The sequence below is a fragment of the Croceimicrobium hydrocarbonivorans genome, from assembly GCF_014524565.1.
Classification (GTDB): domain Bacteria; phylum Bacteroidota; class Bacteroidia; order Flavobacteriales; family Schleiferiaceae; genus Croceimicrobium; species Croceimicrobium hydrocarbonivorans.
This window is the reverse complement of the sequence record NZ_CP060139.1, coordinates 2,563,596-2,576,616: the sequence shown is the minus strand read 5'-3', so window position 1 is coordinate 2,576,616 and position 13,021 is coordinate 2,563,596. Positions and strand designations below refer to the sequence as shown.

At 43.6% G+C, this 13,021-nt stretch carries 11 protein-coding genes and 1 tRNA gene; 9 read left to right on the top strand and 3 right to left on the bottom strand.

What is annotated here, in order from left to right; translation table 11 throughout:
* The first annotated feature begins 11 nt into the window (after positions 1-11).
* Together H4K34_RS11740 and H4K34_RS11735 are read left to right on the top strand one after the other, a co-directional pair.
* Positions 12-776: an energy transducer TonB gene (locus H4K34_RS11740; protein WP_210757585.1), complete on the top strand. Its 765-nt coding sequence runs from the start codon at positions 12-14 to the stop codon at positions 774-776.
* A gap of 16 nt (positions 777-792) precedes the next feature.
* Positions 793-2,151 (top strand): LamG-like jellyroll fold domain-containing protein, encoded by a 1,359-nt coding sequence (locus H4K34_RS11735; protein ID WP_210757584.1) that lies wholly within the window; start codon positions 793-795, stop codon positions 2,149-2,151.
* 46 nt (positions 2,152-2,197) lie between these two features.
* On the opposite strand, the gene H4K34_RS11730 is transcribed toward H4K34_RS11735, so the two are convergent.
* A tRNA-Leu gene (locus H4K34_RS11730) sits at positions 2,198-2,279 on the bottom strand.
* A 144-nt stretch (positions 2,280-2,423) separates the two neighbouring features.
* On the opposite strand from H4K34_RS11730, the gene H4K34_RS11725 reads away from it, so the two are divergent.
* The 5 genes from H4K34_RS11725 to H4K34_RS11705 are packed head-to-tail and all read left to right on the top strand — an operon-like array spanning position 2,424 to position 6,401.
* Complete coding sequence (locus tag H4K34_RS11725; RefSeq protein ID WP_210757583.1) at positions 2,424-3,326, top strand: flavin reductase family protein; 903 nt, start codon at positions 2,424-2,426, stop codon at positions 3,324-3,326.
* A gap of 6 nt (positions 3,327-3,332) precedes the next feature.
* Positions 3,333-3,722: a DUF3127 domain-containing protein gene (locus H4K34_RS11720; RefSeq protein ID WP_210757582.1), complete on the top strand. Its 390-nt coding sequence runs from the start codon at positions 3,333-3,335 to the stop codon at positions 3,720-3,722.
* 7 nt (positions 3,723-3,729) lie between these two features.
* Positions 3,730-5,085 carry a TIGR00366 family protein gene (locus H4K34_RS11715; RefSeq protein WP_210757581.1) on the top strand — a complete coding sequence of 452 codons (1,356 nt, stop codon included), beginning with the start codon at positions 3,730-3,732 and terminating at the stop codon, positions 5,083-5,085.
* The gene (gene aat, locus H4K34_RS11710) at positions 5,086-5,772 is read left to right on the top strand and encodes a leucyl/phenylalanyl-tRNA--protein transferase (protein WP_210757580.1); all 687 of its coding nucleotides are present in this window, start codon (positions 5,086-5,088) and stop codon (positions 5,770-5,772) included.
* A gap of 35 nt (positions 5,773-5,807) precedes the next feature.
* A complete protein-coding gene (locus H4K34_RS11705; protein WP_210757579.1) occupies positions 5,808-6,401 on the top strand; it encodes a DUF6992 family protein in 594 nt (197 codons plus the stop codon).
* On the opposite strand, the gene H4K34_RS11700 is transcribed toward H4K34_RS11705, so the two are convergent.
* Together H4K34_RS11700 and H4K34_RS11695 are read right to left on the bottom strand one after the other, a co-directional pair.
* On the bottom strand, positions 6,398-7,471 hold the full coding sequence (locus H4K34_RS11700; protein WP_246452099.1) for an ABC transporter permease: 1,074 nt from the start codon (positions 7,469-7,471) through the stop codon (positions 6,398-6,400). The genes H4K34_RS11705 and H4K34_RS11700 overlap by 4 nt on opposite strands.
* Entirely contained in the window at positions 7,468-9,588 is a 2,121-nt protein-coding gene (locus tag H4K34_RS11695) for a carboxy terminal-processing peptidase (protein ID WP_210757578.1), read from the bottom strand. The genes H4K34_RS11700 and H4K34_RS11695 overlap by 4 nt, the downstream gene beginning before the upstream one ends.
* Positions 9,589-9,740: 152 nt before the next feature.
* On the opposite strand from H4K34_RS11695, the gene H4K34_RS11690 reads away from it, so the two are divergent.
* Positions 9,741-12,116, top strand: coding sequence for a TonB-dependent receptor (locus tag H4K34_RS11690; protein WP_210757577.1), 2,376 nt, complete (start codon positions 9,741-9,743; stop codon positions 12,114-12,116).
* Positions 12,117-12,118: 2 nt separating this feature from the next.
* Positions 12,119-13,003, top strand: coding sequence for a DUF4249 domain-containing protein (locus tag H4K34_RS11685; protein WP_210757576.1), 885 nt, complete (start codon positions 12,119-12,121; stop codon positions 13,001-13,003).
* Positions 13,004-13,021 lie beyond the last annotated feature (18 nt).

Sequence of the window (13,021 nt, the reverse complement as noted above, 5' to 3'; positions counted from 1 at the left end):
CTGATAAAGGGATGGAGAATAAAAAGAATCCAAAATTAGACCTCGAAAAATACCGCACCCACTTTTTACTGGCGGGTGTTGCACTCTCATTATTTATTGTTATCCAACTATTTAACATCAATTTCTCGGAACCTGAAATTGAAAAGCCTCAACAAATTGTAGTGGATGGAGATGATATTGTAATACCCATTACGGTGAGACCTCCTAAAACAGTTAAGATAGAACAACCAAAAGAGCTTCCAAGTGAACTCAATGTTGTTGATGACAACACAGTCGTAGATAATGAGCTCGATATGAGCGCTACTGAAACAGACGAAGACGAATATCTAATCTCCGAGAATCAAGATGTAAGGTATGTAGAAGGTGAGGTAGAAATAGTAGGCGAAGAAGCTGAAGACCTTGAAGAATTGGAAGACCCCATTCCCTTTGCGGTAGTAGAAACCGTGCCCATCTTCCCAGGTTGCGAAAGCTTTGCTACTAATGACGAGCGTAAGACTTGCTTTCAAACTCAATTACTGCAATACGTAAGTCAAAACTTTGTATACAGCGAAACGGCCCGCCGCCTTAAAATAGAAGGTCGGGTAATTGTAAGTTTTGTAGTTGAGAAAAACGGTCAGGTATCCAATGTTCAGGTCATGCGCAGTGTAGATCCTTATTTGGATAATGAAGCATTACGAGTAATTTCAGGATTACCACAAATTGAACCCGCCAAACAACGTGGAAAAGCGGTTCGGATGAGCTTTGTGGTGCCCATCAAAATTGAATTAAAAGAATAATTTAAAATCCAGGTTAATGAGAAAGCTCTACACTTTATTAAGTCTGATCCTCATCAGTCAAATAGTATCGGCCCAAGCTGCCCTAAACCTGGATGGAACTGACGATCATATAAGTTCTAATTATTCCGGCGTCACTGGCTCTGGCGAGCGCACTGTTGAAGCTTGGATTCGCACCACCGCTAATTCCATTCCCGGGCAGGGCGGCCAAAAGGTATTAGTAAACTGGGGCAGCATGACCACCGGTACTCGATTTACATTTTGCCTGCTTTGGAATAATGCCATTCGCCTCGAAATTGGAGGTTCCGGCCTAAGCGGAAATACTGCCGTAAATGATGGCACCTGGCATCATGTTGCTGCTACCTATAAATCAGGATTGGTAAGCTTGTATGTGGATGGTGTTTTAGATACTAGTGGAAGCCTCAGCGGGGTAAATACCAGTTCCGGCAGCTTTGTGATTGGGCGACGTGTAGATGGTGTAAATTACTTTGATGGTGATATTGATGAAATTCGAGTTTGGAACACCGCTTTAACTCCAAGTCAATTAGCCTTAAAAGACAGCAGTGAATATTGTATATCGCCAAACAATTTGGTGGCTTACTATAAATGTAATGATGGCAATCCTCAGGCGAATAATAGTGCTATTAGCGCAATCATTGATCATTCCGCCAATGGTAATAATGGCAGCCTCCAAAACTTCGCCTTGGCAGGAAGTAGCTCTAATTTTGTAGCTTCTCCCGTTCAAGGTGCTGGACTAAATTTAGCTTTAAGCATTAATTCTTGCGGTCCCTATACCGCGCCTAATGGCATTACCTATAATACAAGTGGTCATTATCAAGACACTATTAACTCCCCTTCCGGTTGTGATACCATAATAGACCTAAACTTAAATGTGACCAATCTTAATTCGGCAGCCAACCGCATATCAGCTAATCAATTAGAAGCTTTGGAATCGGACACCAATGCTCAATTCCAATGGTTAAACTGCAATAACAATTTCAGTAAAATAAGCGGTGCAACTGGCAAAGTCTTCACCTTCGTGCAAAATGGATATTACGCCGTGGAGGTAAGTTTAAACGGCTGTGTTGATACCTCGGCCTGCATCCTGGTTAGCAATGTTGGACTCCAAAGTTTTGAAGATTCCGAAATTCAGGTTTATCCTAACCCAGCTACTAGCAAGCTTCAAATCAGCGTTAAAGCAGGAGATTACAATCGCTATTATCTGCTCGATTTACAAGGGAGACTGATCCTTGGTGGCGACTTAGATCTTAATGGACAAAGTGATATAAGCCTCCCTAAAGTACCGGATGGAATTTACCTTCTCCGGCTAGAGGGCAAAGAGCAAAGGACTCAAAAGAAATTGCAAGTAGTGCATTAAACAGAAAAAGGCTTGATTCAAATGAACCAAGCCTTTTCTTTTACGGTGCGGGCGGGGAGACTCGAACTCCCACACCTCGCGGCACTAGATCCTAAGTCTAGCGTGTCTACCAATTCCACCACGCCCGCATTGCCCATTTCTGGGGCGGCAAATATATAAATTTTGCTTTTCCCTATCTAAAAAATCTCAACTAAGGAAATAAACGCTTCGGTAACGTTTATACCGGAAGAGCCGAACCTAATTAGTTACTTTTGCCCCTTTAGATTTTTAATATGAAATCATTTGATCTGAAAGAGCTCCCATCGAAGGAAGCACATGGTCATTTATTGGCCGCTGTAGGGCCACGTCCCATTGCATTTGCAAGCACTGTGGATCAAGATGGTAATCCCAATCTTAGTCCCTTTAGCTTCTTTAATGTATTTGGAAGTAATCCTCCAATTTTAGTTTTTTCACCCTCACGCAGGGTTCGAGATAACACCACCAAAGACACCCTCCACAATGCGCAAGCAACGAAAGAAGTGGTGATTAATGTGGTAAATTATGACATTGTTCAACAGATGTCCCTGGCTTCTACCGAGTACGCCACCGGTGTTGATGAGTTCAAAAAAGCCGGCTTAACCGCCATTGAATCCGACATTGTGAAGCCCTTACGGGTGAAGGAATCTCCGGTTCAATTTGAGTGTAAGGTGAATGAAATCATTAGCTTAGGCGAAAATGGCGGAGCCGGTAATATGATTATCTGCGAAGTACTACGCATGCATGTGGATGAATCGGTTTTAAACGAAGCCGGATTAACCGACAGCACCAAATTAGATTTAGTAGCTCGCATGGGAGCCAATTGGTATTGCCGAGCGAACCACGAATCGATGTTTGAAGTAGAGAAACCCCTTGCCACCTTAGGCATCGGGGTAGATCAAATTCCGGATCGTATCCGTAAAAGCATTTTCCTGGATGGCAATGACCTAGGTAAATTAGGTAATGTGGAACGCTTGCCTAATGATGCGGAATTGGAAGAATTTGCCAAAGGCAGTCGTATTCGCGGCATCTTTGAAGAATCAGACAATGGTATGGAAGCCCGCGAGCTTCTGCACCAATACGCAAAAGAATTATTAAATACCAATGAAGTGAGTGAAGCTTGGAAAGCTTTGCTTTGCGATAAATTAAACAGAGTTTAATACAGAATGGAAGTAAGCGGAATCGTAAAACGCGTTGGCGGCACCCAACAGATCAGTGCCAGTTTCAAGAAAAGAGAAGTAGTGGTAACTACCGAAGAGCAGTATCCACAGCATATCTCTATCGAGTTTGTACAAGATAAGACCGATCTCCTCGACAGTGTTCGTGAAGGTGAAAAGGTAACCATCGGTATTAACCTTAGAGGTCGTGAATGGACCTCTCCTCAAGGTGAAGTAAAGTATTTCAATACTATTCAGGGATGGAGAATAGATAAGAGCAGTCCTGCTCCCGCTCCTTCTAATCCTGCGCCTCAAGGTGGAGCTGCGCCTAGCACCGATTTCGGAACTCCTCCCAGCATGACCCCTTATGAGGAAGACGACGACGATCTGCCTTTTTAAATAGCTTATGAGTTTCGCAAAGCGCTTCGAGAAAGTATTTCGACTTCTTTTACCCTCGCCCTTTGCGATAGCTCTTTTACTTACAATTTTCAGCTTCGGGCTGTTTTGGCTTTATGCCGATGGGCCCTGGCTCTCCCGATTGGGAAACTCTATTGATTACTGGCAAGCGGGACTGTGGAACGGTCCCCTGCTGGTTTTCATGGTTCAAATGATGTTGATCTTGGTTTTAGGCCATACCCTGGCCTTAGCCAAACCGGTAACTCTCTTCGTCAATTGGATACTTTCTTTAAGTCGTGATCCGGCTAAAAACACCGCCCTTATTAGTTTTTTCACCTTAGTCCTGGCCTTTTTAAATTGGGGCCTGGCCTTGGTTTTTGGCGCAGTGATGGCCCGCAAAGCAGCGGAAAACTTAAGTGCCCGAGGCCAGGTTTTTAATTATGGACTTTTGGGTGCGGCTGGCTATAGCGGATTAATGGTTTGGCACGGAGGCATTAGTGGCAGCGCCCCAATTAAAGCAGCAGAACCTGGCCATGTGCAAAGTCTGGTAAATAGCCAAATAAACGCTATGCCGGATCGCATTGCTTGGGAAGAAACCATTTTCAGCCCAATGAACGGAACAGCTAGTTTGTTCCTATTGATTCTTATCCCTCTCTTATTGTATTGGGTGGCTCGAAAAGCCCCCGGTCAAAAGGAAAATATTCAAGCTCAAAATAGCAGCATTGAGACTAGTGAACATCAGGGTGCCGAAAAACTGGATCATTCGCCCTGGTTCGGTTTGATCATTGGCCTGCTTATCCTGATTATTGGCTTACGTAGCGCTTGGAATAGTGAAGGTTTAAACTTCCTCACTCCCAACTTCATCAACCTCGCTTTACTAGCCTTGGGCTTAGCCTTTCATGGCAGCCTCCAAAACTTCTTAAATGCCCTGGATGATGCCATTCATGGAGCCGCGGGAATCTTATTGCAGTTCCCCTTATACTTCGGTATTATGGGCTTAATGCGCGATGGCGGATTAATTGAAGCCATGAGCAATTATTTCAGTGCCAATAGCACGGCCTTTAGCTTTCCTCTTTGGACATTTTTCAGCGCTGGCATTATAAACATCTTTGTTCCGAGTGGAGGAGGTCAATGGGCCATCCAAGGGCCAGTATTGCTGGAAACCGCTCAATCACTGGGCATCCCTTATGGAAAAGCAATTATGGCCATGGCCTATGGTGATCAGTTAACCAATATGCTACAACCCTTCTGGGCCCTACCCCTATTGGGAATCACCGGTTTAAAAGCTCGCAGAATTGTTCCCTACACTTTGCTTTTGATGCTATTAGGAGCTGTGGTATTTTTAGGGGTATTAATGCTTTTCTAAATGCCAATCTACCAATTAGACAGCCAATCGATGTGGTTCCCTACACCCGACCTTTGGGAGCCCGATGAAGGTATTGTGGCGGTGGGAGGCGATTTAAGTCCAAAGCGACTGGAAGCGGCCTATGATCAGGGAATATTTCCTTGGAATGAACCGGAGTCCGATCTGCTTTGGTGGTGTCCTTTAGAGCGCATGGTCTTACGTCCCAAAGAAGTGCATATCAGTAAAAGCTCTCGCAACCTGATCAATCAACAACGCTTTCAAATTAGTTTTAATAAAGACTTTGATGCGGTGATTGAAGCTTGCAAAGAAGTGAATCGCCCCGGTCAGGAAGGGACTTGGATAACCGATGAGCATATTGCGAGTTTTAAACAGTTACATCGCGAAGGCAGAGCCTTTAGTGTGGAAGCCTGGCAGGATGAACAGCTGGTGGGCGGCTTATACGGACTTAGCACCGGGGCATGCTTTAGCGGTGAATCTATGTTTTCCAAGCAAAGTAATGCTGGTAAAATCTGCTTCATTGAACTTTGTAAACGTCTCGACTTCTGGGGTATTCACTTAATCGACTGCCAGATCTATAATAGCTACCTGGCCAGCTTGGGAGCCTACCGCATTAGCCGCGAAAGCTTTTTAAAAGCTCTGGACTTCTGCCGCAGCGAGCATCCTGATTGGGAAGAAATATTCTCCTAAGCGAACAATTTAAAGCTCAGCTCATTATCGATGCTATGAAAAGCTGGCTCCTACTCCTCTTAATTTCCATAAGCACATCTGTCTTAAAGGCACAAGTAAGTCCTCAACAAATCATTGATTTTAATGAGGAGCGAGAATTGAAGAATAAAAAGGGCATGATGATTTTAGGCTCTTGGGCCTTGGTGAATATCGGACTAAGCGCGACCAAGCTTAAAAGCATTGATCCCAAAACTCGATCCTATCACCAAATGAATCTGGCCTGGAATAGTGTTAATCTAGGGATCGCTATTTATGGCTTTTACCAGGCCTCCACCGCAAACTATGGTCTCAATCTTATGGAAAGCCTGGAAGCCCAGGAACGCATTCAACAAATACTGCTGATTAATGCCGGCCTGGACCTACTTTATATTGGCAGTGGCTTCGCGCTCAATCACTGGGGGAATAAAGGAGAAAAGGCGCTACGTAATCAAGGTTTTGGCCAGGCTATCGCGGTAAACGGTGCCTTTTTACTGGCCTTTGACCTCTTGTTTTATTGGATGCATCGGCAAGATCAATTGGAGTTTCTAAAAGCGATTCCTGCCGATTTGAGAGTCAGTGCTCAAAGCTTAAGTCTTCATTTAAGCTTTTAAGTACTGCGAATATCAAGAACATCCCGCAAGGCATTGCCGATAAACATAAAGGCCAATACCAAAAACATAATCGCCATTCCAGGAATGATAGCCAAGTAAGCCTTATCTACGATGAGATAGGCATAATGATCCTTAATCATAGTACCCCAGGTAGGACTTGGAGGCTGCGCTCCTAAGCCTAAAAAACTCAATCCGCTTTCTATCAAAATGGCAGCGGCAAAATTTGCGGCCGAAATAACAATAAGCGGCGCAAAAGCATTAGGCAAAATATGTCGAAAAATGATCCGCATATCTGAAAAAGCCAGCACTCGAGCGGCCTGGATATACTCTTTCTCCTTAATGCTTAGAATCTGCCCCCTTATTACCCGGGCCACCTCTACCCACATGGTAAAGCCTATCGCCACATACACCTGCCACAGTCCTTTACCTAAGGCAAGGGTAATGGCAATCACTAATAGTAAGCCGGGAATAGACCAAACCACATTGATTAACCAGAGTATCAGTTTATCCACCCAGCCTCCATAATAAGCGGCCAGCGATCCGATGGGGATTCCGATAATTAAGGAAATAAGGACCGCTAAAAAACCTACGGAAAAGGAAACTCGTGCACCTAAAACCAAGCGGCTAAACAAATCCCGACCAAAGCGATCTGAGCCAAAAAGAAAATATTTGGTTTGTAAGTACTCCTTATTGCGGATAGCTTCCAAACTATAATAGTTCGAAAGGGCTAAAACCTGGGGATCAGAATCGGCTGCCTGACCAAATTCACGATAGTAAAGGCTATCCCATTTTTGTTTGTGCCATTGCAATGGGATGCGTTGAAATTGAGGGTCCTTTCCATTCTGAAGGACATCCCACCACGACTGTTCCTTTGATTCACGAGGCAAGGCCAGCATTTCCGCTTCAAAGCCGGGAGCCTGATTGGCCAAAGCCAAATGCATTTCATTGGCATTAGGACTATTATCCTCAATGAAGGTATAAGCAAAAAGCGCCATGATGGCGCTTATGCTGATTATCAGAAGCCCGGCTGCTCCCAGCGGGTCCTTGCCTATGCCTTTTAATATTCTCAAGGAGTATAATTAGCGCTCAAGTCCAAAGCTACTAAATAGGCTTCGCTTAAGTACAAGTCCTTTTTAAGTCCTTTATGCCAGTTATCTCTTTTTTCGAGGTTCTCTTCCGATGAATTAATTTCTGCCAAATCTGCTTTATTGGAGCTTACTGTCAATTCGGTTTGACTCTTACGCATCCCTTGATATTGCTTTGCTTCCGCGCGATAATCTTCTTGATACTTGCGGAAATCTTCCAATTTCAAAGGAATTAAGGTATGCTCTTGCTCTTCTTTAATCCAACGCGCATACTCTTCGATCATGGCAAAATGCGAATTGGTATCCATGCGGCTTTTGCTGCGCGCGATAATTCCGGGATAAGCAGATACACCAGGTTTCCATAAATCGTAATCGGCTGGTTCAATCTCATCGTAAGGCAAAGCATAGTCTTGCTCTTTCTCACCATAAGGGATGTACATATAATTATCCGGAGTTACGATATCGGCTTGCACTCCTTTCAATTGAGGTGTTCCGCCATTAATACGATAGTACTTCTGAATAGTAAGTTTTAGGGCACCTAAGGGTTTCAGGTCATTATAGGCCAAATTCACGGTGCGGTCCATGTCTACCACATTTTGCACAGTTCCTTTACCGAAGGTAGAATTGCTACCTATGATAATCCCTCTTTTGTAATCTTGGATGGCCGCTGCAAAAATCTCAGAAGCCGAGGCACTGAATTTATTGACCATCACTACCAAAGGTCCGTCATAAACAACACCACCCTTGGAATCGGATAATACTTTTGGCCTTTGGCCCGATGCCTTCACTTGTACTACCGGACCTTTATCAATAAAGAGACCTACGATATCAATTACACCTTGCAAGCTACCTCCGCCATTATTGCGAAGATCGAGAACCACGCTTTTAACGCCTTCCGCTTTTAGCTTCTCTAATTCCTTCGCAACATCTTCGGCACAATCGTGATTTTCATCGCCATAGAAATTCACGTAAAACTTAGGTAGACGGATATAACCCACCTTGTCTTCGCCCTCACCAATTACGGTAGACTTGGCAAAAGTTGACTCCAATTCTACAATATCGCGGGTAATGGGAATATCCATTTTACTACCATCCAATTTGCGAACGGTTAATTTCACTACTGTACCTTTTGGACCGCGAATATGTTTTACTGCCTTACGAACACTAATGCCAACCAGGTCTACTACCTCGCCATCTTCTTGCTCTACTTTCAAAATTTTATCCCCTACTTCCAGGTCACCTTGTTTCCAACAGGGACTACCTACAATCACTTTAGAGATAGTTACATAGTCGCCTTTCTGTTGTAATTGAGCACCAATTCCTTGGAGCTGACCGGTCATGTTAATTTCAAAATCCTCCTTCTTTTCAGGCGGGAAGTATTGGGTATGAGGATCATACAATGCGGTAATGGCATTCATGTAAGTGGAAACCCAATCGATGCGCTCCAGATCATCCAAGCTATTGAACCAATCATCATGCATTTCTAATTCCTTGCTCCGCGCTTTCTCCTCCATTTGCGCTAGGGTCAATACCTCCGTTTCACTATCGGTAGAGTCGTTCTCCTGATCCGTCATCATATCATCCATACGCAGTAAAATGCGATACTTCAGATACTGACGCCAGCGATCTTTAAGCTCCTCCATGCTGCTAGCGTAGCTTAATTTATCATCATCAGTTTCCAAACTTTCCTCTACTTCCAAATCCATAGGCTGGGCCAGGATTTCCTTGTAAAAGCCCTTTACCTCTGTGTAGCGTTTTTGATAGCGACTAAAAGCATCATCGAAAAAACTGAGATCAGAACTACGAATCTCATCATCAATCTTAAGTCGATAGGATTCCAATTGATCCACATCTTCTTGAATAAGAAAACGCTTATTGTAATCGAGGTTTTCGAGGAAACCATCATATACTTTCCCAGAGAAGTCATCATCTAAGGATTGGGGCGAAAAATGGTTCGTCCGCAATACCTGATAAATGATGTTCATTATCAGTTTGTCTTTTTCATCGGCCTTGGGAACGGGTGGGTAAAATGCTAAACCCAAACCAATGGCGGCCACCAATATTATGATTCTGTAACGATTCAGATTCTTAAGAACTGACATATAATATCTTGCTTAATTCTTTGTTAAACTCAACAAATTCTACAAAGGGCTTTTGAAATGACTTTACTTTTGCCGCTTCATAAAGGAATTCAGGCTAAAATAAGCTCTTTTTTTAAGCTTAGTCTGACGCAACGAACTAAACTAAAGTTAAAATGAAAAGAGCTTTGCTCTTTTGCCTTATCCTGCTATCTAACGCAGCAATAGGGCAAAATGATCTATTCACCTTAAGCGGATATATCCGCGATGCCGGAACCGGCGAAGAACTAATTGGAGTAAACATTGTGGTCCCCGAAAAGGGCACTGGCACCTCCACCAACAGCTACGGCTATTATTCCATTTCCTTACCTCCGGGCACTTACACCTTTAGTGTTCAGTACATTGGATATACCAGCCAAGAGCGAAAAATCACTCTCGACAAAAATCTAAAACTCAATTGGGAGCTCAAAGAAAGCAGCACTCAATTGGATGAAGTTGTAGTTGAATCAGAGAAGATTGACCGCAATGTGAGCAGCGTCGAAATGAGTGTGGCGCAACTCGATGTAAAGGATGTGAAGAAAATGCCTGCCCTTTTGGGTGAGGTAGATATCATCCGCAGCTTAACCCTTTTGCCAGGTATTAGCACAGTGGGGGAAGCCTCAAACGGTTTCAATGTTCGAGGTGGTAATACCGATCAAAACTTGATTCTTTTGGATGAAGCTCCTATTTACAATTCCTCACACCTCTTTGGTTTCTTCTCCATCTTTAATGCTGATGCCGTTAAGGATGTTAAGCTTTACAAAGGTGGAATCCCCTCTCGCTATGGTGGACGATTAAGCTCGGTGGTTGATGTACGTCAGAAGGATGGCAATAACCGTGAGTTTTCCGGCACCGGCGGTATTGGATTGCTCTCTTCACGTCTTTTGGTGGAGGGTCCCCTGGTAAAAGAAAAGTCTGCTTTTATGTTTGCCGGCCGCCGCTCTTATGCCGATATCTTTTTAGGACTAAGCCCTAATGAAGCCCTTTCGCAAAACACTTTGTATTTCTACGACTTCAATGCCAAACTGAATTACATTCTGGGCGATAAAGACCGTCTCTACCTCAGTGGTTATTATGGTCGAGATATTTTTGAAATTAATGATCTCTTTGGTTTTAATTGGGGGAATGCTACCACTTCCTTACGCTGGAATCACCTCTTTAGTGATCAGTTATTCTCCAACTTCACTTTGATATTTAGTGATTACACCTATGCCCTGGGTACCCCGGAAGATGATGCCTTTAATTTTCGTTTAGAATCTACCATTCAGGATTACCATTTCAAAAATCAATATACCTGGTATGCCAATGCCAAGAGCGAATTCGAATTTGGTATGGAAGGTATTTACTACCGCTTCAAGCCTGGCACCATCACTGGTACGGTAGAAATGAAATTACAAGAGGAATATGCTTTGGAGCCTTCCTTGTATTTCAGTCATGAGTACAAATTCAGCCCGCTCTTCACCTTGCAATATGGCTTGCGTTACTCCTCTTTCTACAACCTGGGCTCGCAGGTAAAGAATATCTACCAAAATCAGGATTTACCAGAAGTAGATGAAGTTGTTGAAACTCGCACTTATGGATCAGGTGAAGTGATTAAAGCCTATAATGGCTTGGAAGGTTTGGAACCACGTATTGCTTTGAACTATCGCATTGATGACGAAAAAAGTGTGAAGCTGAGCTATAACCGTACCCGTCAGTACATACACCTTATCAGCAATACCACCGCTCCTACTCCGGTAGATTTATATCGTCCGGCGGGAATGCATATTAAACCCGCTACGGTAAATCAGGTGGCCGCAGGCTATTTCCAGAACTTCATGGACAATCAATATGAGTTCTCCCTTGAAGGCTATTACAAGGATTTTCAAAATATTGTGGATTATCGCAATGGTGCAGAACTCATCTTCAATGAAACCATTGAAACCGAGATTCTTTCCGGTATTGGCAGATCCTACGGTTTGGAGTTTTATCTGCGCAAGCAACAAGGTCGCCTAAAAGGCTGGGTGAGCTATACCCTTTCTAAAACCGAATTAAAGGTAGAAGGAGTTAATCCTATGCAGGCTATTAATGCCGGCGAATGGTATCCTGCCAATTACGATAAGCGCCATGATATCTCCGTGGTATTGAATTATCAGTTGACCAAGAAATGGGATATTGGCTTAAACTTCACTTACCAAACCGGTCGCCCAATTACCCCTCCAGAGGGTAAATTCCAAATTGAAGACTATGTGGTTCCGATTTACCGCGACCGCAATTCGTATCGCATTCCGGACTACCATCGCTTGGACCTTTCAGCAAACTATACTCCTCCTAAGGTGGAAGGCAAAAAATTCTATTCATCCTGGTCGATTGGTATTTACAATGTTTACGCTCGCCGAAATGCTTATTCGATTTACTTCGAACAACAAGATAATGCCAACGGCGCAACCACTACCAATTTGAATACGCAAGCGGTGCAATTATCCATCTTCGGCACCATCATCCCATCAGTAACCTGGAACTTTAACTTCTAATCATGAAAAGGTTTTCCTTATTCCTATTCGTATTCACAGTATTGATCAGCATTTCGGCTTGTACCGATGTGGTGGAACTTGATGTGGATTCTTCAGAACCCGAATTGGTGGTAGATGGTGTGATTACCAATGATCGCAATGTATTTGTGAAATTGAGTCAAACTGCTGCTTATTTCGATAATAATCCCTTCATCCCTGTTAAGGAGGCGCGCGTTAGTCTTCTAAAAGATGGCCAAGAAATAGTTGTGCTTGATGAAAGCACCAGCACTCCCGGTTTATATGAGAGTACCACCTTGGGCGAATTCAATGCTACTTACCAGATTAAAGTTGAGATCAGTGGTGATGTGCCGGACAAGATTGCGGGCACCTGGATTAGTGCAGCAGATACCTTGAGACCAGTACCTCCTATTGATTCGATGAAGCAAAGAACCCTCAATCGCAATACGACTCCGCAAGCCTTTTTTGAAGGCGATTATGCCTTGATGTATTTCGGCGACCTTCCTGGAGAAGGCGATTACTACCGGGTGATTCGCAATTTGAATGACTCCATTTTCGCTCAAGAAAATAACTTCATTTCCGATGAAGGTTTTGATGGGATTTATTTCGGTCAAGGCTTTATTCCTCCCATCGCCATTTACGGACCCTTCGATGAACCAGAAGCTGGTGAAGAAGCGGATAGTTTAGGTGTCTTATTGCAATCTGTTTCTCCGGAGTTTTTCGATTATATGCAAGTATTGAATTCGCAAGTGCAAACCGGCTCTCCTTTCGATGCTCCTCCTGCCTTGGTATTGGGGAATATTCACAAGGAAAACGAACCTAACACTTATGCTTTCGGATACTTTCAGGTGGTAGGAAGCAGCCGTAATGGAATTCGCTATCAGCCCTAAAATTGTAGCTTTGCTCAA

Excerpts from the sequence above, each read along its gene's own strand:
- H4K34_RS11715 (WP_210757581.1), top strand. The coding sequence starts at position 3,730 with ATGAGTTTCGCAAAGCGCTTCGAGAAAGTATTTCGACTTCTTTTACCC.
- H4K34_RS11735 (WP_210757584.1), top strand. The coding sequence starts at position 793 with ATGAGAAAGCTCTACACTTTATTAAGTCTGATCCTCATCAGTCAAATA.
- H4K34_RS11725 (WP_210757583.1), top strand. The coding sequence starts at position 2,424 with ATGAAATCATTTGATCTGAAAGAGCTCCCATCGAAGGAAGCACATGGT.
- H4K34_RS11720 (WP_210757582.1), top strand. The coding sequence starts at position 3,333 with ATGGAAGTAAGCGGAATCGTAAAACGCGTTGGCGGCACCCAACAGATC.
- H4K34_RS11705 (WP_210757579.1), top strand. The coding sequence starts at position 5,808 with ATGAAAAGCTGGCTCCTACTCCTCTTAATTTCCATAAGCACATCTGTC.
- H4K34_RS11740 (WP_210757585.1), top strand. The coding sequence starts at position 12 with ATGGAGAATAAAAAGAATCCAAAATTAGACCTCGAAAAATACCGCACC.
- H4K34_RS11695 (WP_210757578.1), bottom strand. The coding sequence starts at position 9,588 with ATGTCAGTTCTTAAGAATCTGAATCGTTACAGAATCATAATATTGGTG.
- H4K34_RS11685 (WP_210757576.1), top strand. The coding sequence starts at position 12,119 with ATGAAAAGGTTTTCCTTATTCCTATTCGTATTCACAGTATTGATCAGC.
- H4K34_RS11690 (WP_210757577.1), top strand. The coding sequence starts at position 9,741 with ATGAAAAGAGCTTTGCTCTTTTGCCTTATCCTGCTATCTAACGCAGCA.
- aat (WP_210757580.1), top strand. The coding sequence starts at position 5,086 with ATGCCAATCTACCAATTAGACAGCCAATCGATGTGGTTCCCTACACCC.